This window comes from Methanoregula sp., assembly GCF_052325125.1.
Classification (GTDB): Archaea; Halobacteriota; Methanomicrobia; order Methanomicrobiales; family Methanospirillaceae; genus Methanoregula.
In genome coordinates, this window is sequence record NZ_JBKQWO010000034.1 from 1 (window position 1) to 22359 (window position 22359).

Genomic DNA, 22359 nt, shown 5'->3' on the forward strand with positions numbered 1-22359 from the left:
TACCTACATCTCCGACCCGATGAAGGTCTCGATCGATGTGGAAAACCTGACCGGCTTTGCGGCCATCGTGTCCAATCCGGTCTACCTCTCCGTCCTGATCGCGGCTATCATCGGGGGAATCTACGCAGTATATTCTTTCCGGAAAAAGAGGTAATTTCCCTTTTTGGGAAAATATGCTCTTTTAGGGGTTGCTTACCCCGGTTGGATTCCTGTTCTCCGCCAGTATACCGATAGGCCTGCACCCGATGCCGGGCCTGGTCGAAAGAATTTATCAGGGATGGCAGCCTGGTTCTGTATATCCGCCCAACAGATTCATGAATCATGCCGGGTAATCATCAGGTAATGACGGATCTGCGAAGTGACAGGGTCAAGAAAGGGTACGAACGGGCGCCAAACCGTTCGCTTCTGAGATCGCTGGGGGTGACCGACCGGGAGATGACACTCCCGTTTATCGGTATTGCCAATGCGTACAATACCATCGTGCCCGGCCATACCCACCTGCGCCAGCTCTCGGAAAAGGTGCGTGAAGGAATTGCTGCTGCCGGTGGCGTGCCTTTTGAATTCGGCGTTATTGGCATCTGTGACGGGATTGCAATGGGGCATGAAGGGATGAAATACTCTCTTCCCTCGCGGGAGAATATTGCTGATTCCATCGAACTTATGGTGCAGGCCCACCGTTTTGACGGGCTTGTGTGTGTCGGTACCTGTGACAAGATTGTGCCCGGTATGCTCATGGCGGCAGTCAGGACCAATATCCCGACGGTTGTTGTGACCGGCGGAGCGATGCTCTCCGGAAACATGGGAGGAAACGATCTCTCATTAATCGATGTGTTTGAAGGTGTCGGGAAGGTCGCCGCAGGGAGCATGAGTGAGGCATCCCTGAAAGATCTCGAGTGCTGCGCCATGCCCGGCTGCGGGAGCTGCCAGGGACTTTATACCGCAAATACGATGGCCTGCATGACCGAAAGTATGGGGATGTCGCTCGCCGGCTGTGCTGCAATCCCCGCGGTGGACGCGGCAAAATTGCGGATAGCCCGGGAGAGCGGCGAGGCAGTAGTCACTCTCGTAAAAAAGAATGTCACACCGCGCGAGATCGTCACCAAAAAGAGCCTTGAAAATGCGATCCGGGTGGACATGGCGCTTGGCGGTTCGACCAACACCGTGCTTCATCTTATGGCGATTGCAACCGAGGCGGAGATCCCGCTCTCGCTTGCGGATTTCAATCGCATTGCCGAAGAGATCCCGCATATCTGTTACATGCTCCCTGCCGGTCCCTATTCAATGCAGGCACTGTACCGGGCCGGTGGAATTCCTGCAGTACTCAAACGCCTTGAAAAACATCTTGCAGACTGCCCGACCGTTTCCGGCACAACCATTCACCGGATTGCGCGCGATGCGGTGATAAAAAACGAAGAGGTTATCAGGGGCCTCGATGCACCGGTGAGCCCGGCAGGGGGTCTCCGGATCCTCTTCGGGTCACTTGCGCCCGATGGAGCGGTCGTCAAATCCGCAGCCGTGCCAAAAGCGATGTGGAAACATACCGGTCCTGCCCGGGTCTTTGATGGCGAGGAACAGGCAATGGCCGCGATTCTCTCACGTCAGATCGCGGAAGGAGACGTCGTGATCATCAGGAACGAAGGCCCCCGGGGTGCTCCCGGCATGCCGGAGATGCTTTCCGCGACATCGGCCCTGATGGGCTTTGGGTACACAAACGTGGTGCTTGTAACAGATGGGCGCTTCTCGGGGGGCACCCGCGGGCCCTGCATCGGGCACGTAGCACCGGAGGCTGCGGTCGGCGGACCCATAGCCTTTGTTCATGAAGGTGACAGCATTGCGGTCGATCTTTTTGATAAAACAATCGATCTTCTGGTCGACCCAGCTACTATCGAGGCCCGGAAAGCCTCATGGAAACCGGTGACAAAGCCGCTCACAGGTGTTCTTGCACGTTATGCCAAAACCGTGGAACAGGCAAACTTTGGCGCGGTGCAGAGATAATCAGTGAGATCAACAGGCGTGGTATTTGCAATAGGTACAGATGATCGCGGATAAAGATCTTCTTCGCGCTGCAAAGAACAAATTCTCTTTTTTATAGACCCTGGGTGAAATCCCGTACTTTGCGTACGGATCTTTTGTCGGTTTGAAAAAAATACGGGATAGTTTTTGCGGAATGTCAACGATAAAAGAATATCTTCGAAAGAAAGGCGCTCTAAATGATCCTGCATATATCCGGTAAAAATTAAAAAGGAATTATACGGTTCCGGCACTCTCATAAACCTGGGTAAGGTACCGTGCTTCGAATACCGCGATAATCGGGAGGACAATGAGCAGGATGATTCCTGCAATGACCACCCCGATAAGTGGCAGGGCGATTGTCAGTGCGATGAGGATGACCCAGAGAACGAGAACCGGGATACCGACTACGATGGCAACGATGATGAGAGCAAGAATATACGACAGCCAGCCGATCTTTTTTATGGTGGCAAGAATCTCACCGAAATTAAAAGCCTCGCCGAATTTTCCGGTCCGTGCAAAACGGATAATCCCGATGGGTGAGATAAGGCCAATGATGATTGCGACAATGATCATGAGCACCGCAAGGATACCGGCACTGGCAAGACCTGTCATCATGACTGTCGGGCCGCTCTTCATGGTTGCAATAGTCGCACCGATCGTAAGGAATTCCAGTATTATCACAGGGATTGCATAGATGAACCCGACAATGAAAAGAAGAATGCCATCCACGAAAAGTTTTCCCCAGCTATCCACCCCGGGCGCAGGTTTGGTGCCCCGGTACACGTTCATGATATATCCCATCAGCGGGATGGTCAGGATGAGCGTGGCAATCATCAGGAGCAGCCACTTGTTCACGTTGTCGATTATACCCTCTTTTACGTAGGTAAAAGAGTTCCCGATCAGGGTTCCGTAATCCATTTCATTCACCACCATGGTTCATACCGAATCATCCATGACTGTACCAGCCACAAACGATTTATATTTGATATAAAAACTTCGCAGAATATAAATTTATCCCAAAATCGGGCTTAAATTTAAAAAATACCAGAAAATTTTAGTGCCTGAAGTATCGCACGCCCGTAAAAATCATCGCCATGTTCAGCCGGTTCGCGGCTTCAATAACCTCCTTGTCCCGGATCGATCCGCCGGGCTGGACAAGAGCGGTGGCACCGGCCTTTGCCGCAACTTCAAGGGTATCCGGGAAGGGAAGGAATGCGTCGGAAGCAACGGCAGATCCTGCGAGCGGGGCGCAGGCTTTCTCGATCGCGATCTTTGCCGAATCGACCCGGCTCATCTGTCCGGCACCGATGCCGAGGGTACGCTTACGGTCGGCAAAGATGATGGTGTTGCTCTTGGTGTGCTTGCAGACTTTCCACGCGATCCGGAGCGCCTGCATCTCATCGGTTGTCGGGTCACGGTCGGTAATAACCTTCCAGTTTTCCTGGTAAGGCGGGGTCCTCTGGACGAGGATACCGCCGTCAATAGTACGCACTTCTTCCGCATTAATACGGTCCGGGAGGATGAGCACCCGCATGTTCTCTTTTGTTTTCATCGCATCGAGCGCTTCTTTCGTAAATGATGGTGCGACAACAACCTCGACAAAGGTGGAGTCGATCGCTTCTGCAAGTTTTTTGTCCACTTCGCGGTTAAGGGATACCACCGAGCCATAGGCTGATACCGGGTCGACCTCCCGGGCAGTCAGGTAGGCATCCAGGACATCAGTACTAGTGGAGACGCCACAAGGGTTGTTGTGTTTGACGATTACCGCTGCCGGCTCCTCAAATTCCGATAACAGGGCTGTGCCGGCATTGACGTCAAGGTAATTGTTATATGACATCTGCTTTCCCTGTAAGGGTTCAGCACCGGCAATACCAGCAGTGCCGTACACAGCTGCCTGCTGGTGAGGGTTCTCACCATACCGGAGCATCCTCCCGTGTGTAAACTGGAGGGAGAGGATGGGCGGGAACGCCATATCCAGATTGAACAGATAATTGCTGATGGCTGCATCGTAGGCCGCAGTCCGGGCAAAGGCCTTTTTAGCGAACATCAGCCGTTGTTCAGGAGAAAAAGTTTCTCCGCTGATCGTGTTGATCACGGCCGGGTAGTCGGCCGGGTCAACAACAACAGCGACATCCCTGAAATTTTTTGCTGCAGCCCGGATCATGGCCGGCCCCCCCACATCGATGTACTCAATCAGGTTGTCGAGTGCCATGGACTGCCCTGACATCTTCTCGAACGGGTACAGGTTTACGACCAGCAGGTCGATCCTGTTAATCCCGTATTTCACCATCACCGCATCGTCAATCTGGCGCCGTCCCAGGAGGCCCCCGTGAACCTTAGGGTGAAGCGTCTTGACCCGGCCATCCATCATTTCGGGAAATCCCGTGTAACTCGATACTTCGGTGAACGGGACACCAGCTTCGGCAAGCGTCCTGCCGGTCCCTCCCGAACTCAGGATACTGTACTTGTTTTTGACCAGCGCCTGCGCCAGTTCCACGATCCCGGATTTGTCCCATACCGAGAGAAGCGCCCATTTCATGCTGTAGAGTATGCAGACAAAAGCCAAAAAAGGTATGCAGCGCCGGAATCTCATTCCTGGCGATCCATAAGCATGACGGACAGGTACCGCAATCTGACGCTTATTATTAAAGAAAAGGCAAATCCGCTGATTGAATAAACCTGCACCGGATCGGTATTACCGCATCAAAGACAGTTTCATGTACCCAAGGAAACGAATTCGCCGGTTAGGGGGGCTGACTTTTTTAAAAACCTTAAATTCCACCGGATACAGTCGTTAACGATCACTCAAAATTTATATAGAACCCCAATTCAATAGATATTGGAACATCGAATGGGATGAACTATGGAAAATTACGATACCCCTCCCGTGCCTGAAGACAATGCAGAAGTGCCGGAAACACCAGTATCCCCGACACCCCAGAAACGTGATGAACTCGCGGAGCAAAAAAAGAGGTGCGATGACTTAAATGACCGGTATCTCAGGCTCGCAGCGGATTTCGACAATTACCGGAAGCGGACCTCCCGGGACCACGAATCCCTGGTACAGCATGCAAACGAGCGTTTTGCCGTTGATATTCTTGAGATCGCGGACAACATGGAACGTGCACTCAAGGCTGATGATGATCACCTCCGCACCGGTGTTGAACAGATCCGCCAGCTGCTGGCAGGGATTCTCGCACGGAATGGTATAACACCCATAGATGCCTTAAAAAAATCCTTTGATCCCGGGGAACATGAGGCAGTCGCACACGTCTCCTCTGATGAAACAGAGGGAACTGTTGTCGATGTCCTCTCTCCCGGGTACCGGATGCACAAGAAAGTGATCCGGTATGCAAAAGTTGCCGTATCAAAAGGACACACGTCAAACGACGAAGCGACTGTTGAAAAATGAGAGAAATATCCTGAGTACAAGGAGGACTGACACTATGGCAAATGAGAAAATACTGGGAATCGACCTTGGGACCACATTCTCCTGTATGTCGATCATGGAGGCGGGAAAACCCATTGTCATCCCCAACAGCGAAGGAGCGCGAACAACCCCGTCCGTTGTCGCATTTACAAAAGATGGGGAGCGACTGGTCGGAAGCCTTGCAAAACGACAGGCTGTGACCAACCCCCAGCGTACGATCCAGTCCATCAAACGTAAGATGGGGACATCGGAGAAAGTAAAAATTGGTGACAAGGAGTACACGCCGCAGGAAATTTCCGCGATGATCCTCCAGAAATTGAAGGTAGACGCAGAGGCATATCTCGGGGAGAAGATCTCAAAAGCTGTCATCACTGTCCCGGCCTACTTTAACGACGCACAGAGACAGGCCACAAAAGACGCCGGGAAGATCGCCGGCCTTGAAGTCCTGCGTATCATCAACGAACCGACAGCAAGCGCTCTTGCGTATGGTATCGACAAGGAAGTGGATGTCACCGTCCTTGTCTACGACCTTGGCGGAGGCACGTTCGATGTGTCCATCCTCACGCTTGGCGATGGAGTATTCGAGGTCAAATCCACCGCAGGCAACAACCGTCTCGGCGGTGACGATTTCGACAAGCTCATTACCGACCATCTCGTTGATGAGTTCAGGAAGAAAGAGGGCATTGACCTGAAAAACGACATGTATGCCATGCAGCGCCTGCGCGATGCATCTGAGAACGCAAAGATAGAACTCTCCCAGCGCCAGACGACCAACATCAACCTGCCCTATATCACGACCGATGCTACCGGCCCCAAGTTCCTGAACATCGATCTCTCCCGTTCAAAACTCGAACAGCTGATCGGCGACCTCGTGGAATCGACAGTCGGTCCGGTTAACCAGGCATTGAGCGATGCAAAGCTGACGGCAAAGGATATTGACCACGTGCTCCTTGTCGGCGGGTCGACCCGTATACCGCTCGTGCAGGAGACGGTCAAAAAACTGCTGGGTAAAGAGCCTGACAAGGGTATCAATCCCGATGAATGCGTGGCGCTTGGTGCCGGCATCCAAGGTGCGGTGCTGACCGGTGAGACCAAGGACATCGTGCTCCTTGATGTGACCCCGCTCACACTCGGGATTGAGACACTGGGAGGTATTGCAACAAAGCTCATCGAACGCAACACCACGATCCCCACCCGGAAAAGCCAGATCTTCTCGACCGCAGCCGACGGCCAGACCAGCGTCGAGATCCACGTAGTGCAGGGCGAACGCGCCCTTGCAAAGGATAACTTTACGCTGGGCAAGTTCCAGCTGACCGGCATTCCGCCGGCCCCCCGGGGTATCCCGCAGATCGAAGTCACGTTCGATATCGATTCGAACGGCATCATCCACGTGTCGGCAAAGGATCTTGGCACCAGTAATGAGCAGGCAATCTCCATTAAAGGGGACAAAAAACTGTCGGATGAAGATATCAAGAAGATGATGAACGCGGCAAAGCAGTTCGAGGCCGATGACAAGAAGAAGAGGGAAGAGATCGAGGTCCGCAACCAGGCTGACACAGCCGTCTTTACCGCAGAAAAGATGCTCAAGGAGAACGGCGACAAGCTAGATGCGGCAGACAAGCAGAAAGTCGAAGATGGCGTTACAGCCGTAAAGACAGCCCTTTCCGGGGACAACCCGGACGAGATTAAGAAGGCTATGGAAACGCTGACCGAGGCGGTCTACGCGGCAACTACCAAGATCTACCAGAAGATGCAGGCCGAGCAGACTGCACAACAGCAGGGTGCACAGCCCGGTGACAACGCTGGCCCCTCGTCCGCAGAACCGGAAAAGAAGCAGGACGATAACGTCGTCAATGCGGATTACAAAGTCAAAGACGAGTGAACATCCATGGGTTCGGGCGACTACTATGACATCCTCGGAGTACCGAGGAGTGCTGACGAGAAAGAGATCCAGAAAGCGTACCGCAACCTCGCCCGGAAGTACCACCCGGATGTCTGCAAGGATTCGGGGGCCGAAGAGAAGTTCAAGTCGATCAACGAGGCATACAGCGTGCTCTCCGACGCCCAGAAACGGGCGCAGTATGACAACATGGGCCACGAGACGTTCACCAATGCCTCGAAAGGATCCTATACCGGAGCAGGCGGCTACGGGAGCGGCGGTTTCTCGTCCGATTTCTCCGGATTCGGGGATATCTTCGATTTCTTTGGCGGGAACCAGCGCAGGTCAGGCCCGCAGCCCGGTGCCGACCTCTTAATGCGCATGCAGATCACGCTTGAAGAAGCAGTGGCTGGTACCGACAAGGAGATCGATGTCCTGCACAGTGAAGCCTGTGCCGCATGTGCGGGTTCGGGCAGCGAGACCAAAAAGACCAATGTCTGCCCGCGCTGCGGTGGCAGTGGTCAGATGCGCCAGACCGCTCAGTCGGTATTTGGCCAGTTCGTCCGCATGACGCCCTGCACGATGTGCGGCGGCCGGGGGAAGATCCCGGAACGGCAGTGCCGCGAATGTCATGGCACCGGGCATACCCGGGTCAAGCGCAAGGTTGCCGTTCACATTCCCGCAGGTGTTGACAGCGGGATGCGCCTCAGGATGGAAGGCTACGGAGAGGCCGGCGATTACGGTGCGCCGAACGGGGACCTCTTCATCGAGATGCATGTCCTCACGAACAAACGCTTCGAGCGCATGGGCGACAACCTTGAGACCACGGTCGAGATTAGTCCCACCCTTGCCGTGCTCGGGACGACGGTTGAGATTGAGACTATTGATAAACGCCACATCGATCTGAAGATCCCGGCCGGTATCCAGTACAACACCGCGCTCAGGATTGCCGGCGAGGGCGTGAAGCGTCGCGGGAAACCCGGCGATCTTCTTGTCCGCGTGAAGATTATCACCCCCAGGGGAATATCCGGCGAGGCAAAAGAACTCTACCAGAAACTTTCCGAACTTGAAGGTAATGACAACAAGGCAGGCGGAATCTTTTCGGGGATAATGGGAAAGAAAAAGGGAAAGAAATAATTTTTTTGCACAATCAAAACGCTGATCGGTTTTTATTTATTTTCCCTGCAGGTAAGGCAGGTATTTGTGGGCAGGTACCCCACAGATAACAGGATGAAGCTCCTTTTTGAGCTCTCTGGTGAGAACCCAACCCTGCCGTGTGCCGAGATCGAGTGTGTCGCAACGGTGCTTGACTCGCGACCGCAGGTTGCCGTGGCCGAATGCCCGGTACCGGGAGATGCCCGGCGCCTCGCGATGACCCACGTGGTACTGGAGTACCTCGGTGAATGCGCCCCGGATGTGGCTTCGTTCCGGCACCTTCTTGCCGATCTTTCCATAACCGCGGCCCGGCCGTTTTCCGGCCGGGCCAAACTGGTACATGAAGGCTGCCTGGGAAAAAACCCCTGCTCCCAGAGGGAATTCGAACGATTGATTGGCACCATGATCACCGGCCCGGTCCAGCTCATCAACCCGGTCGAGGAGTACCGGGCGATTATTTCAAAAGACCGGTGTTATTTCGGCAGGGTTCTGTACCGGATCGATCGGGGCGCCTACGACCAGCGTAATCCGGGAAGGCGCGAGTTTTTCCATCCCGGCGTCATGATGCCCCGTATGGCACGTACGCTCGTCAACCTCTCTCTTGCAGGTAGCGGTTCGATCCTGCTCGACCCGTTCTGTGGTACGGGTGGGATCCTGATTGAAGCGGAGATGCTCGGGGTCCATGCGGTGGGAAGCGATTTCGATCCCATGATGATCCAGGGATGCAAAGAAAATGTGCACCAGAGTATGCTCTTCCTTGCCGATACCACCCGGCTGCCGGTGCACGACCGGGCAGTGGATGCTGTCGTGACTGATTTTCCCTACGGCCAGTCGGTCTGCATAAAAAAAGCTGATACCATGGAGCACCTGTATCATGATGCTCTTCGCGAAATCAACCGGATCCTGAAGACCGGCGCCCGTGCAATTGTGGTCACGCATCAGGATATCTCCGGTATCGCAGTACAGCACATGACTGTGCTCCAACACCACACGCAGAGGGTGCATAAGAGTCTCACCCGCCATATCCTTGTGCTCCGGAGATGATGTTTACGGTCGTGATTTGGCAAATCTTATGAGGGAGCCCTACCTCATATATTCCGTGATATGAGATCCAGAACCATTGTCCTTTTGATGCTCCTGCTTGTACTGAGTATTTTTGGGCTCCCTTCCGCCGCTGCAGGTACTCCGACCGATGCCGCAGGGTGGTATACACTCGGAAGTACCTTAACAAATGAGGGAAATTACACAGAAGCCCTGCAGGCATACAACCAGTCGCTTGCCCTTGATCCCGGCTATGCCGCGTCATGGGATGGCATAGCGGATGTCCTCAATCGCGCAAACCGGTATACCGCGGACCCGCTTGCCACCCTGAATCTCGCCCTCGACGCGTCCAACCGTTCACTGGATCTCAATGCCTCTTCTGCAACAGCCTGGATAAACCATGGGCAGATCTTCTACAATATCGGTTACTACTACCAGGACCAGCTCCATGATAAGACCACGGCGAACATGTATTATAACGAGCAACTGGACTCCTTTGAAAAAGCTATCAGTGTCGAACCGGACAATGCCGAGGCATGGTTCAACAAGGCATACGCACTCTGCGGCATGGGCCGGTGCAACGAGGGCGTCGTCGCATTCCAGAAGGTAGAGCAATTGGATCCAAATTATCCTTATCTCGATGTCAACCTCCAGGATGCAGAGAACTTGGCGGCAACCGAGACACCGTTTTACATAAAATATGATGTGGAAATCGTTCTGGCGGCTCTCGCAATTATCGGTGCCGCACTGTGGTACAAGGCGGTCAGTAAGAAATATTAAGGAATTAGTAAGGACAAAAAAAGATCTTATTTTTTTGCTTTTTTGAAAAAACGGGACTCAGCCTCTTGCGATCACAACCGGACCGTGAAAGCCGGTAAAAGATCTGTGAAGGTCCCCTGTCTCATGACATCCCGGGAGGCACAACAGGAAAAGGAACTTTTTGATACCAGATTTTCCGAATTTAAATCCCTGTTCCACGGAATAATGGTGTTCTCCGGTTCTGACTGTCGCCAACCGATGCATCCAATCCGGGCCCAATCTGGCCTCCGATCGGTGTCTGACATCGCCAAAAGAAGCCCGTATAGGGCTCCGTTTAAAAATAAGCCCAAATAAGCCGTATTTTTGCAATCGGACGAAATAAAAAAATCTCATAGACGCGTTTTGAGGCCCGTTTCCGGGCCCGGATGGGATTTTGGTTGATGATGAAAACAGTGGCCCTTATTAGGCCGTTACGGGCCGTTAAAGGGCATTATACGAAGCTCAATTTGGGCTTATTTTTGCAAATTGGGGCAAATTTGGGATTTGATTTTTGAATAAGGGAATCGGCCGGTTTTACAGGCGTTTTTTCCCGTATAGGATGACCGGTCGCGTACCCTCATTGGGCCTTGTCGTAGCAAATCTGTGCCTCCTCGTGCTTGTCGAGTTTGTCCAGCGTTACCCCGACATCGTTCCAGACCTCTTTTCGTGAAGGATCGATCTCCAGCGCACGTTTGAATGATGCTAGGGCTTCAGGGTATTTTTCCAGTTCCTGGAGGGCACGCCCCTGGTGGATCCATGCGTCGACAAAATCCGGCTGGATGGAAATCATCGCCCGGAAGGACTCTGCAGCTTCCTCGAACTCCCCGAGTGATTCAAATGCGCTCCCCCGCGTGAAGTAGGCAATCGAAAACGAGGGATCGATTGCAAGGGCCCGGTCATAGGATTCTATCGCGATCTTATAATCCTGCAGGCCGGCAAAGGTCATTCCCCTCCGGGTCCACCCGACTGCATTTTCCGGATCCAGCCGAAGTCCCTCATCATATGCATCCCGTGCCTCCGCAAATTTCCCGAGATCATAGAGAACATTTCCCTTGCCAAACCAGGCGGCCGCAAAATCGCGGTTCTTTTCGAGCGCTTTCTCGAATGCTTCGAGCGCATCACGGTACATGCCAAGCTCGGCAAGAGATGTTCCCTTGTGGGCAAATGCATCGGCACCGTGAGGATCGATCTCCAGCGCCCGGTCGTAGGACCTGATGGCATCGCGGTACTGTTCGATCGCTGCATACGCAAGGCCACGATCCCGGTAAAGTTCGGCAGAATCCGGTTTTATGGCGATAGCTCGGTCGTATTCCGAGATGGCGGCATCATAACTGCCCTCATCATACAGCGTCCGTGCTTTCCAGTAGTGCGCCTGGTAGCAGGATGGGTTTATCTCAAGTGCGCGATCGAACGCCCTGATTGCCCCGTCCGGATTCTGGACCGCGAGATAAGTCCGCCCCTTCTGGAAAATTGCGTGAGCATATCCGGGATTGGCGGACAATGCCTGGTCAAAGACCACGAGGGCATCCTTGAATTTTTCGAGATGGAAAAGGGCTCTCCCCTTCTCATAAAGGGCGTCGGGATAATCGCTTTTTATCCTCAGTGCTGCGTCGAACGATGCCAGTGCCTCCTCGTACTGTTCCTGCCGGGCAAGCGCGACACCTTTGTAATGGAATGCTTCAGCAAACTGCCGGTTGATGGCGATTGCACGGTTGAATGCATCAACCGCCTCATTATCCTGGGTCCTCTTTACGTGGGCAAGCCCTTTGTAGTAATAGGCTTCCGCGGATTCCGGCTGGAGGGCAAGAACTTTTTCAAATGAAGCGAGCGCTTCGCCGGTACGACCCAGGTGGATAAGCGCCCGTCCCTGGTTGAGAAGAGCCGGGGCATAGGATGCGTTTATTGCAAGAGCGTGGCCGTAGCAGTCGAGAGCCTCCTCGTACCGGTCAAGGCTGGCCTCTGCTATTCCCCGGTAAAGCCATGCTTCAGGGTACGTGGCCTGCTCTGCAAGTGCCCGGTCAAATGCGTTGATCGCTTCCTGGTACATGGCGACTCTGCATAACGCCTGTCCTTTTGCAAAGAATGCCGGGGCGCAATCCGACTGCTGCACCAGCGCCGCATCGAAATTCTTTATCGCTTCCTGGTACCGGTCCAGTGCCGACAGGGAGAGTCCGTACTGGTAATACGCACGGGCATCCTTCTTGTCGAGGCCGATGGCTTTGGCATAACAGGTAACGGCATCCTTGTGATGGTCAAGTGCCGCAAGCGCCATCCCTTTTCCTGTCCAGACATAAGCATAGTTAGGGCGGAGCCGGAGGGCGAGATCAAAGGCAGCGATTGCATCCTCGGGACGCTGGAGTCGCAGGAGAGCCATGCCTTTGTGGTACAGCGCTTCATCATGCTTGGGGCGTTGTGCGAGCGTGTTGTCGTATGCAAGAACAGCTTCGTTGTACATGCCCAGTTCGAAGAGCGTCCTGCCCTTATAGTAGTGTGCGTCCGGAAACCCGGAATTTATTTCAAGTGCCTTGTCGAATGCTCCGACCGCATCCCCGAAATTGTTGAATGTAAAGAGTGCACGGCCCATCAGGTACCAGGCATCTGCGTTGGCCGGATCGATCTCCAGCGTCTTTTTGTATGAATCGATGGCGTCGTTGTATTTTCCGAGGTCATACAGCACCATCCCCCGGTGGAGCCAGCCCGGAACGGATCCGGGTGCGGACTGTATCACGTGATCGAATGCCTCAATCGCGTTACCGAGTTTGCCGGTTGCGGCAAGGGAAATACCTTTGCGGTAGAATGCCTCGGTGTTACCGGCATCGAGATCGATGTCCTTGTTAAACGCAAGGATCGCATCGTCATGTCTCCCCAGCTCCGCGAGAGCAAGGCCCTTATGGAAGTACACCCCGGCATAATTCTTGTCAATAAGCAGGGTTTTGTCAAAGGTCTTGACCGCCTCGCGGAACATACCCAGCGTCGAAAGCGCCTTGCCCTTCTCAAAGAGCGCGTCTTCAGAGACCGGATCAATTTCCAGCGCTGCGTCGAGCGCTTTTACGGCATCTTCAGTGCGCCCGATGCGGGCAAGTGCCACGCCTTTATAATAGAGAGTTTTTGCATCCGATGGCCGCAGGGAGAGTGCCCCGGAATACGCTTCGACCGCCTCAGGGTACCGTTCCAGCAGGTCCAGCGAGCGGGCCTTCTGGAACTGCGCGTCGAAATGCTCCGGTACCAGCTGGAGGACATGATCAAATGCCGCGATGGCGTCGTCAAAGCGCCGGAGCCTGGCAAACACGCGGCCCTGCTCGAACCAGGCATCGGCATCTTCCGGGGTGTACACCAGAAGACGCTCAAACGATTCTGCCGCTTCTGCATAGCGTTCCAGAGCGACAAGCGATGCTGCACGGAAGTACAGGGCCCCGGTATTTTTCGGGTCGTCATCAAGGGCAATATCAAGCGCTACACATGCATCCTCGTATTTGCCGGCATAAAAGAGCGCTCTCCCGCGCTCGAAACTGGCAACAGGATCTGAAGGCTCAATCTCAAGCACCTTATCAAATGAACCGATGGCATCCTCATACTTGTTGAGTGCAGCAAAAGACCTGCCGCGATTGAGGTATGCACCGGGATCCTCAGGCCGGAGCGCGATAGCACGGTCGTATGCAGCGATCGCTGACTCGTAACGGCCGGAGTGCATGAGCGCCCCGCCTTTCTGGGACCAGATATCGGGATTATCCGGGTTGAGCGCGAGCGCGGCGTCAAAGGCCATATCGGCGTCCTCGTACCGTTCAAGCACCATGAGCGACAGCCCCCGGAGGTAGGCAGGTTCGTAATTGTCCGTAATCTGGGTGAACGCGAGACGAAAGGTTTCCTGCGCCTCATCGTGCCGTCCGATGCAGGCAAGGGCCTTTGCCTTCTCAAACAGGATCTCGCCGTTACCCGGTTCCCTGCCGAGCGCAATGTCGAAAAGGTGGATCGCCTCCTCAAACTGTTCAAGCCGGTACCAGGCCTTCCCTTCAGAAAAGAGCAGGGCGATATCGTGGGGCTCGATCTGGCGGGCTTTCTCAAAAGTCTGCACGGCATCGTTGTCCTTTCCCAGCTGCACCAATGCAAGGCCGCGGTGGTACCAGGCCCCGAAATGTTCCGGTTCATGGGAGAGCATGCGGTCAAATGCCGTTATCGCTTCGGTAAACCGGCCTTGGCGTTCCTCTGCAAGGCCAAGGTTATAGGCAGCATCCGAAAACGTGGCGTCCAGATCAAGAACTCTCCCGAACGAGGCGACAGCATCTTTGTCACGCCCGAGTTTGAGGAGTGCAGAGCCTTTCTCATAATGCGATTCCGGTTTCTTATCGTCACGGGCAATTGCGTCAGAGAATGCAGTGACTGCATCCTCATACCGGTGAAGCCGGGCAAGCGCGACTCCTTTTTCATAATATGCAGGATACTGGGTAGTATCAATCTCCAGTGCACGGTCAAAGGCAGTAACCGCATCGTTATATTGTTTGATCCGGGAATGTGCACAACCCTTGGCATACCATGCATCGTAGCCTGACGGATCCAGCCGTATTGCAGAATCAAACGCAGTAACGGCGTCCCCGAATTTTTTGAGGTTGGCGAGGGCACGACCCTTATTGAGAAATGCCGGTGCACTGGAAGGATCGATGCCTATCGCTGCATCAAATGCTGCAATTGCGTCCTTGTTCTTCGAGAGCCGGGCAAGTGCAAGACCTTTTTCGAAATACGCGACCGAGAAATTCGGATCGATCGAAGAGGCCATGTCAAATGCCTCAATCGCCTGCCGGTCACGGCCGAGGTGGGCGAGCGCACTTCCCTTATCGTAATAAGCGCTCGCATATTTCGGATTTATGGCGAGCGCCCGGTCATATGAGGGGATGGCCTCCTCGAACCGTCCCAGACCGGCAAGCGCGACGGCCCGGTCATACCACCCGTTTGCATTGTCAGGTCGGAGTTCGAGTGCTTTTGTGAGTGCGTCTATTGCCACCCTGAGATCGCCACCGGAGAGCAGGGCACTGCCTTTCCTGAACCAGGCCGGCGGGCAGCCGGGATCAGCTGCAATAACCCGGTCAAAGCAGCGGATCGCTTCCGGATAATCGCGAAGCCCGGCAAATGCCTTTCCCTTTCTGTACCAGGCCGTACTATTTTCGGGAGTCAGGGCGAGGACTCGGTCGAACGCTTCCACGGCATTATCCAGATGCTCAAGTTCAAGAAGAATGCTTCCCTTGAGAAGCCAGACATCTGCGACATTATTTTCAATATCGAGGGATGCATCGAGCATGGCGAGGGCCTCATCAGGCCTGCCGAGTTTTGTAAGCATCCGTGCCTTATGGTACAGTACTTCCGCGTTCTGCGGTTCGCTCTCCAGCAGTTTGTCAAAAGCGGAGAGGGCCTGTATGTACCTGCTCATACCGGCGTGTGCCAGCCCGGACTTGAACAGGGCATCTTTTAAGGAGGGGTCGTGTTCGAGAGCATGTTTGAAGGACCGTATTGCTTTTTCGTATTTGCCGAGGGCAAACAGGGCCAGTCCCCGCTGGTAGTGCGCATGGGCATGTTCGGGCACGTACTGAATTGCCTGATCGCAGGCTTCAATCGCCCCGGCATAGTTTTTCAACCGGAACAGTGCCAGCCCTTTTTCATACGCGGCTTCAGGATACGAAGGATCGAAGCCGAGTACAACGTTATATGCATGGAGCGCTTCTTCGTCATTTCCAAGCTGCGCAAGGGATTCTCCCTTATAGAAGGCAGCATCCACGGATTTCGGGTCAAGTACAAGAGCCCGATCAAAGGCAGAGACTGCGGCGGCGCCGTCCTTTTCGAAGAACAGGACTTCGCCTTTTGCAAGCCAGATAAACGAGTTCTCCGGGTCAAGATCGAGCGCCCGGTTGAGTGCATCGAGTGCTTTCTGGTAATCCCTGACCTCAGCGAATGCCCGCCCCCGGTAATACTGAATGACGGAAGTCTCCGGGCCAAGGGTAAGTGCGAGATCGAAGATCCCTGTTGCATCCTGATACCTCCGCAGCATAAAGAGGGCTAACGCCTTCCTGAAGGCGTAAGCCTGCGCTGATGGGGTTATTTCCAGTGCGCGATCAAAGGCCGGAAGCGATTCTTCAAATCGTTCCTGTTCGAAAAATACCAGCCCTTTCTGATACCATGCTGCCGCACAATTTTCGTCAATTGCAAGTGCCTGTTCGAATGAATCCTCCGCGTCATTATGCAGCGCAAGGTGGGAGTACGCGAGGCCCTTATAGTACCACGCAGGCGCATTTTTTCCGTCAATGGCCAGCAGTTTGTCAAACGCTGCAATACCTGTCTCCCACTGTTCGTTGTGAAGGAGGGATTTTCCCCGGTAAAGCAGGGAAAAGACATCCTTTGGCTGGCGTTTTAGCGCCTTTGCAAATGATTCAGCGGCTTCCTTGAACCGGTTGAGCCGGTAGAGTGCGTAACCCTTGCATGCGTGGATTCGGGCATTGCTGCCTTCATATTCAAGGGCGCGGTCGAGCGCGATCACCGCGTCCTCGTACCGGGACAACCGGGTGAGCGCGGTTCCCATGACAAAATGGGCGATTCCATTTTCCGGGTCGAGTGCGATGACCCGGTCAAAGAGCGTGAGTGCCTCCTCATAACGCCGGAGCTCCGAAAGCGCCTGCCCTTTTTTAACCAGCGCACCGGTGTGATTGCTGCCCAGCTCAATCGCGCGGTCAAATGAGGGTATGGCATCTTCATATTTCTTGAGGGCAAAAAATGCGCAGCCTTTTTCGAACTGGATGCGGGCGCTTTCCCGGCCCTGACGGAGGCACCGGTCAAAGATTTCGATCGCATCTTCGTATTTTTCGAGCCTGGCAAGAGCAAGCCCCGCCTGCTCCAGCGCTTCGGTATTCTCCGGATTGATCTTGATGGTTTTTGCAAAGGCCCCGATCGCTTTTTCATCCCTCTGGAGTTCAACATACACAAGGCCCAAGTGATAGAAATTATCGGCCAACCCGGGATCCGCAGCGCATGCTGATTCAAAGACCGTTGCCGCTTCCCTGAAGCGTTTCAAAGATTCGAGAGCAAGACCCTTCGATGAGAGAAGAGGCGCATCGCCGGGGGTGATCGCGAGTGCACGATCGAAGGAGGCGACCGCCTCCTCGTTCTTACCCATGGCAGCAAGAGCGCGTCCCTTGTGATAGTATGCCGGCGGATAATCTGTTACCAGGGCAAGAACACGGTCAAACGCCGCTACCGCGTCATCGTTACGCAGGAGATGGATCAGGTTAAGTCCCATGTCGAACCAGGCATGTGCATTTGTGCTGTCAAGTTCCAGCGAACGGGAGAAGGCCGGCACCGCATCGGCATACCTTCCCAAGGCTGACATGGCGACGCCTTTATAATACCAGGCCTCCGCAAAATCCGGTCGGATCTCAATGGCCTTGTCAGATGCTTGGACAGATTCATCATCCTGCCCCAGGTTATGCAGCGATATGGCCTTGTTGAGTGCAGACTCAGCACTTTTTGGATCGCATTCAAGTGCACGTTCATACGCATCGATAGAATCTTGGTACAAACCCTGTGCAGCGAGCGCGACACCTTTGAGATGGTGTGCGGGTGCGTATTTGGGCAGGAGGACGAGCGTCTGGTCGAAGGCCTGGATCGCCTCGCGGTAGCGTTCGAGTTTCAGGAGCGATGCCCCGCGGTGGAACAGGGCACGGTCGAGGTGGGGATCACTCTCGAGCGCGAGGTCGAACGAGAGGATCGCCTCTTCGAACCTGCCGAGTTCGTAGAGGGCGAGACCCTTATGGTAATGTGCTTCAGGATAGTTGGACTCCACTTCCAGCGCATGGTCGTAGGCGTTGATTGCGTCGTCATAGTTGCCTGAATCAAAGAGCGCCCGGCCTTTCTGGTACCAGGCATGGAAGTTATGGGGGTTCTCTGCAATAGTCCGGTCGAAATCTTTAAGTGCTTCGCCAAACCTGCCTAGGTTGTAGAGCGAGATGCCCCTGCGCATCCGTGCCTCGGCGTATTTGGGTTTGAGTGCAAGGGTTTTCTCAAACGCGGTGACAGCATCCTGGTGCCGGCCAAGGCCATCAAACGCCCGGCCTTTCTGGAAATAGACCAGTGCATTCTCCGGATCATAAATAAGCGCGCGGTCGAAGGCTTCAAGCGCTTCCTGGTACTTCCCGAGCTTGGAGAGTGCGATGCCCTTGAAGTAATATCCCGGAGAGTTACTCGTATCCTTTTCAAGGTTTTTCTCGAACGCTTCGATAGATTCCTGGAACCGCCCTAACTTCTGGAGCGTAAAACCCCGGTAATAAAAAACCTCGGTATACGAGGGCTCTATTTCCAGTGCCCGGTCGAACGCGGCAATCGCATCCTGATACTTGCCGAGATCGAGGAGCATCTTTCCCTTGTTGTACCACGCAGGAGCAGAGGATTCTCGTATTTTAATTGCTGCTTCAAATGCGGCAAGTGCCTCTTTTGGCCGACCTGAGTTTGCGAGGGCAAGACCCATGTGGTAATGAGCGTCACTGTTGCCCGCATCGATCTCCAGGAGGACTTCGAAGACCTGAAGCGCCTCCTCGATCCGGCTGAGCTTTTCAAGCGAGAATCCTTTGTAAAGGAAGGCGACGGTGCTCCGCTGATTTAGGGCAATCGCGTTATCGAACGCATCGATCGCATCCTGGTATCTCCCCAGGTCAAAGAGGGCCCTGCCGTCTTTGATCCAGCCATCTTCCTGGTCGGGATCCAGCCTGAGGGCCTCTGCATACGCATCGGCGGCATCCCCGGTGCGCCCCAGGACATTCAGGGCATCTCCTTTCCTCATCCAGATATCGTCAAGCGCCGGGTTGATGTCGAGGGCTTTAGTGAAGGCCGTAACGGCGTCGGCAATCTTGCCTAAGTCCGTAAGAAGGATGCCTTTTTTCACCCATCCCTCGGCATTGCCCGGGTTTATCTCCAGCATTTTGGTGAAGGCAGCCAGCGCATCCTGTTTTTTTACCAGCCGGTCAAGTGCGGTTCCCTTCTGCATCCAGATATCGACAAGGTTCGGGTTTAAAGAGAGGATTCGGTCGAACGTTTCCACCGCCTCCGCGTACCGCTGGAGCACCATGAGGGATTCGCTGCGGCAGACCAGCGCCTCCATCTGCGATGGATTTGCCGCGAGGCTGCGGTTCAGCGCCGCGACTGCATCCTCGTGCCGCCCCAGCCGGGCCAGGGTAATGCCCTGGTAAGTAAATGCCCCGGTGAGGGCGGAATTCATCGAGATGGATGTATTGAGCGCTGCAAGGGCCTCCTCATATTTCCCGGACTGGAGGTACGCAATACCCTGGTAATAGTACGTGGATGCATTTGAGGCATCAAGGAGAATAGCCTCGGAAAATTCCCGTATTGCGTCCTCGTACCGCTCGCACTCGATAAGAGAGATCCCCATAAAATGGTGGGCGAGAGCATTTGCCGGGTTGTACTCGAGGGATCGTTCAAACGCCCCGATTGCATCCTCGTACCGTTCCCGGCCGGCGTACGCTATACCTAGATAATAGAGTGCCTGCGGATGATCCGGTTCAAGGACAAGCATCCGCTCAAAGGTCTTTATCGCATCGTCATACCGTTCGCGCTGCGCGAGGGCTATGCCCTTCTGGTATAGCGTTTTCGGGTTGTCGGGCTCGATCTCCAGCGCCTGATCATAGGAGATGATCGCCTCCAGCTGCTTGCCGAGCCGGGCAAGGGCATTGCCTTTCTCATAGAACGCACGGGCGCACCGCCGGTTGATCTCAAGTACCCGTTCGTATGCCCTGATGGCCTCCTCGAAACGGGAGAGCTCTGCAAGCGAGACACCCTTGTAGAACCAGGCCCAGACATCACGGGGAGTGCCTTCGATGGCATGGTTAAAGACCACGATCGCCTCGTCGAACCTGCCCAGCGCAACAAGCGCCATCCCCTTGCGCACCAGGGCCTCCGTGTTCTTCGGGTTAAGATCGATTACCCTGTCAAAAGACGCAATTGCCTCTTTGGGAGCGCCAAGGTGCGCATGGCAGATCCCCGCCTGGAGCCATGCATCGGTAAGGCCAGGATTCTGCCCGGCTGCTTCTTCAAACGCAGTGACTGCATCCTTCCACCGCCCGAGATGCGTAAGGGCGATCCCCTTTTCGTAGAGAGCGGTCGTGTTCTGCGGGGAAAGCGCGAGCGCGGCATCGTACGCTGCAGCGGCATCGGCATACCGCTCTTTTTTCAGGAGCACCGCTCCCCGGTGATACAGTGCAAGCGTGTGGGCGGGATCGATTGCTACGGCCTGGTCAAATGCGCGGAGTGCTTCATCCGCCTGGCCCAGTTTCGTGAAGGCGAGGCCCTTGCCGAAATATGCATTTACATAGTTGGGGTAGACCCCGATGGCCTCGTCAAACGCCTCTGTCGCAGGCCTGAACCGCTCCGCTTTTAACAAAGCATTTCCCTTGTCGTAATACACCTGCGCATTATCGGGCCTGAGAGCGATACTCTTGTCAAACGCGTCCAGCGCCTCGTCGAACCTGCCAGTCTTTACCAGGAGCTGGCCTTTCTGGTGGTATGCCTGTGCATTGCCCGGATTATCGATCAGGGCCCGGTCGAACTCCTGGATGGCGTCCTCGCTGTTTCCGAGCTTTGCAAGAGCAAACCCCTTATGGTATACAGCATCAGAATAATCTGGCCGTATCTTCAGCGCCCTGTTATAAGCAGAGACTGCATCGCTGAAGCGTCCGAGACCTGCAGAAGAAAGGCCCATCTGGTAGGCTGCCGAGGCGCAGCCGGGATCGACAGAAAGGGTATGCTCGAAGGCTTGGATGGCCTCTTCCTGCCTTCCAAGCCGGGAAAGGACAATTCCCTTGAAATAGGAAGCGCCGGCATGGTTCTCCTGCACGGAGAGGATCTGGTCGAATGCCTCAAGCGCGTCATCGTACCTGCTCAGGTGGATGCAGGAGACACCCCGGCTGTACACGGCATCGGTATTATCCGGCTCGGCAGCAATTGCCCGATCAAAATCCGCCACTGCCTCGCGGAAACGGCCCAGGTTCTGGTAGGCCTTGCCCCGGATGAAGTAGATCCTGCTGTCTGCCGGGCTCATTTCCGCTGCCTTGTCCAGGGCATAGGCGGCATCCGCGTATCGTTCAAGCTCAAACAGGGAGAGCCCCTTGTAGAGCCAGGCATCGGCGACAAGCGGGTTCTGCAGGATCGCCTGGTCGAGCGATAACACCGCATCGGCATATTTTCCGGTCCTGTACTGGGCGATGCCCTTGATCACCCAGATGTCCGCATGATCGGGTTCGGACTCGAGAAACGTCCCCGCCGCTTCGGCGGCTTCCGCATACCGTTCCTGTTTTGCAAGAATAAACGAGCGGTAATACCAGACCCATGCATCAGCGGGATCGAGTGCGTGAGCCTTTTCAAAGGCGCCGAGGGCTTCTTCGTATCTCCCGATCTCGTAGAGGGAGATCCCCATGTTGTAAAACGCCTTTGAATAGCCGGGGACGAGCTCGATTGCCTTCCCGTACGCGACAATGGCTTCCTCATGCCGGCCGAGATCTGCAAGGGCGATACCCTTGTTGTAATAGACCTTCGCGTGGCTGGGATCAATGGTAAGCGCATGATCGTAGGCCGATATTGCGTCCTGGTACCTGCCCAGTTCGTAGAGGGCGATGCCTTTGAGGATCCAGGCTTCGGCATTGTCGTATCTGAGAGCGATAAGCCGTTCGCAGGTATCGAGTGCCTCCCGGTTTTTGCCGATCTGCGCGAGGGTTGCTGCCTTGTTGTACCATGCATTGATATCGGAGGGATCAAGTGTCAGCGCCGTATCGTAGGAATCAATCGCAGCATCGAATTTTCCGAGGTCGTATAATGCGATGCCTTTGAAATAATGGGCTTTTGGCAGTTTCGGGAAGAGGGTGAGCGCCCGGTCGAACATGACCACAGCTTCCTGGTACCTGCCGAGATCGTAGAGTTCGATGCCCTGTCGCATTAATGCTTCAGCATCACTTTTGCTCATAATTTGTCGTCGCTCCCTCGATAATCCTTGATATTTTCCGGC

9 protein-coding genes are annotated in these 22359 nt (G+C 54.6%); 6 read left to right on the top strand and 3 right to left on the bottom strand.

The annotated features are described in order from the left end of the window. Positions 1 to 342: 342 nt before the first annotated feature. Entirely contained in the window at positions 343 to 1995 is a 1653-nt protein-coding gene (gene ilvD, locus ACLQMU_RS07990; protein WP_422150437.1) for a dihydroxy-acid dehydratase, read from the top strand. A gap of 252 nt (positions 1996 to 2247) precedes the next feature. Here the strand turns inward: ilvD and ACLQMU_RS07995 are convergent, their stop codons facing one another. Together ACLQMU_RS07995 and purH are read right to left on the bottom strand one after the other, a co-directional pair. Beyond that, positions 2248 to 2931: a DUF4013 domain-containing protein gene (locus ACLQMU_RS07995; RefSeq protein WP_422150438.1), complete on the bottom strand. Its 684-nt coding sequence runs from the start codon at positions 2929 to 2931 to the stop codon at positions 2248 to 2250. 136 nt (positions 2932 to 3067) lie between these two features. After that, a complete protein-coding gene (gene purH, locus ACLQMU_RS08000) occupies positions 3068 to 4552 on the bottom strand; it encodes a bifunctional phosphoribosylaminoimidazolecarboxamide formyltransferase/IMP cyclohydrolase (RefSeq protein WP_424039410.1) in 1485 nt (494 codons plus the stop codon). 324 nt (positions 4553 to 4876) lie between these two features. Here purH and ACLQMU_RS08005 point away from each other — a divergent pair, with 324 nt between their 5' ends. The 5 genes from ACLQMU_RS08005 to ACLQMU_RS08025 all read left to right on the top strand — a co-directional run bounded on the left by ACLQMU_RS08005 (position 4877) and on the right by ACLQMU_RS08025 (position 10298). After that, entirely contained in the window at positions 4877 to 5425 is a 549-nt protein-coding gene (locus tag ACLQMU_RS08005; RefSeq protein WP_424039408.1) for a nucleotide exchange factor GrpE, read from the top strand. Between the two features lie 34 nt (positions 5426 to 5459). Beyond that, positions 5460 to 7325 carry a molecular chaperone DnaK gene (dnaK, locus tag ACLQMU_RS08010; protein WP_424039407.1) on the top strand — a complete coding sequence of 622 codons (1866 nt, stop codon included), beginning with the start codon at positions 5460 to 5462 and terminating at the stop codon, positions 7323 to 7325. A 6-nt stretch (positions 7326 to 7331) separates the two neighbouring features. After that, positions 7332 to 8459: a molecular chaperone DnaJ gene (gene dnaJ, locus ACLQMU_RS08015; RefSeq protein WP_424039405.1), complete on the top strand. Its 1128-nt coding sequence runs from the start codon at positions 7332 to 7334 to the stop codon at positions 8457 to 8459. A 93-nt stretch (positions 8460 to 8552) separates the two neighbouring features. Continuing rightward, entirely contained in the window at positions 8553 to 9521 is a 969-nt protein-coding gene (locus ACLQMU_RS08020) for a TRM11 family SAM-dependent methyltransferase (RefSeq protein WP_443673647.1), read from the top strand. A gap of 60 nt (positions 9522 to 9581) precedes the next feature. Beyond that, complete coding sequence (locus ACLQMU_RS08025; protein ID WP_424036051.1) at positions 9582 to 10298, top strand: tetratricopeptide repeat protein; 717 nt, start codon at positions 9582 to 9584, stop codon at positions 10296 to 10298. 595 nt (positions 10299 to 10893) lie between these two features. Here ACLQMU_RS08025 and ACLQMU_RS08030 read toward each other — a convergent pair. After that, complete coding sequence (locus ACLQMU_RS08030) at positions 10894 to 22317, bottom strand: tetratricopeptide repeat protein (RefSeq protein ID WP_443673648.1); 11424 nt, start codon at positions 22315 to 22317, stop codon at positions 10894 to 10896. Positions 22318 to 22359: the final 42 nt, after the last annotated feature.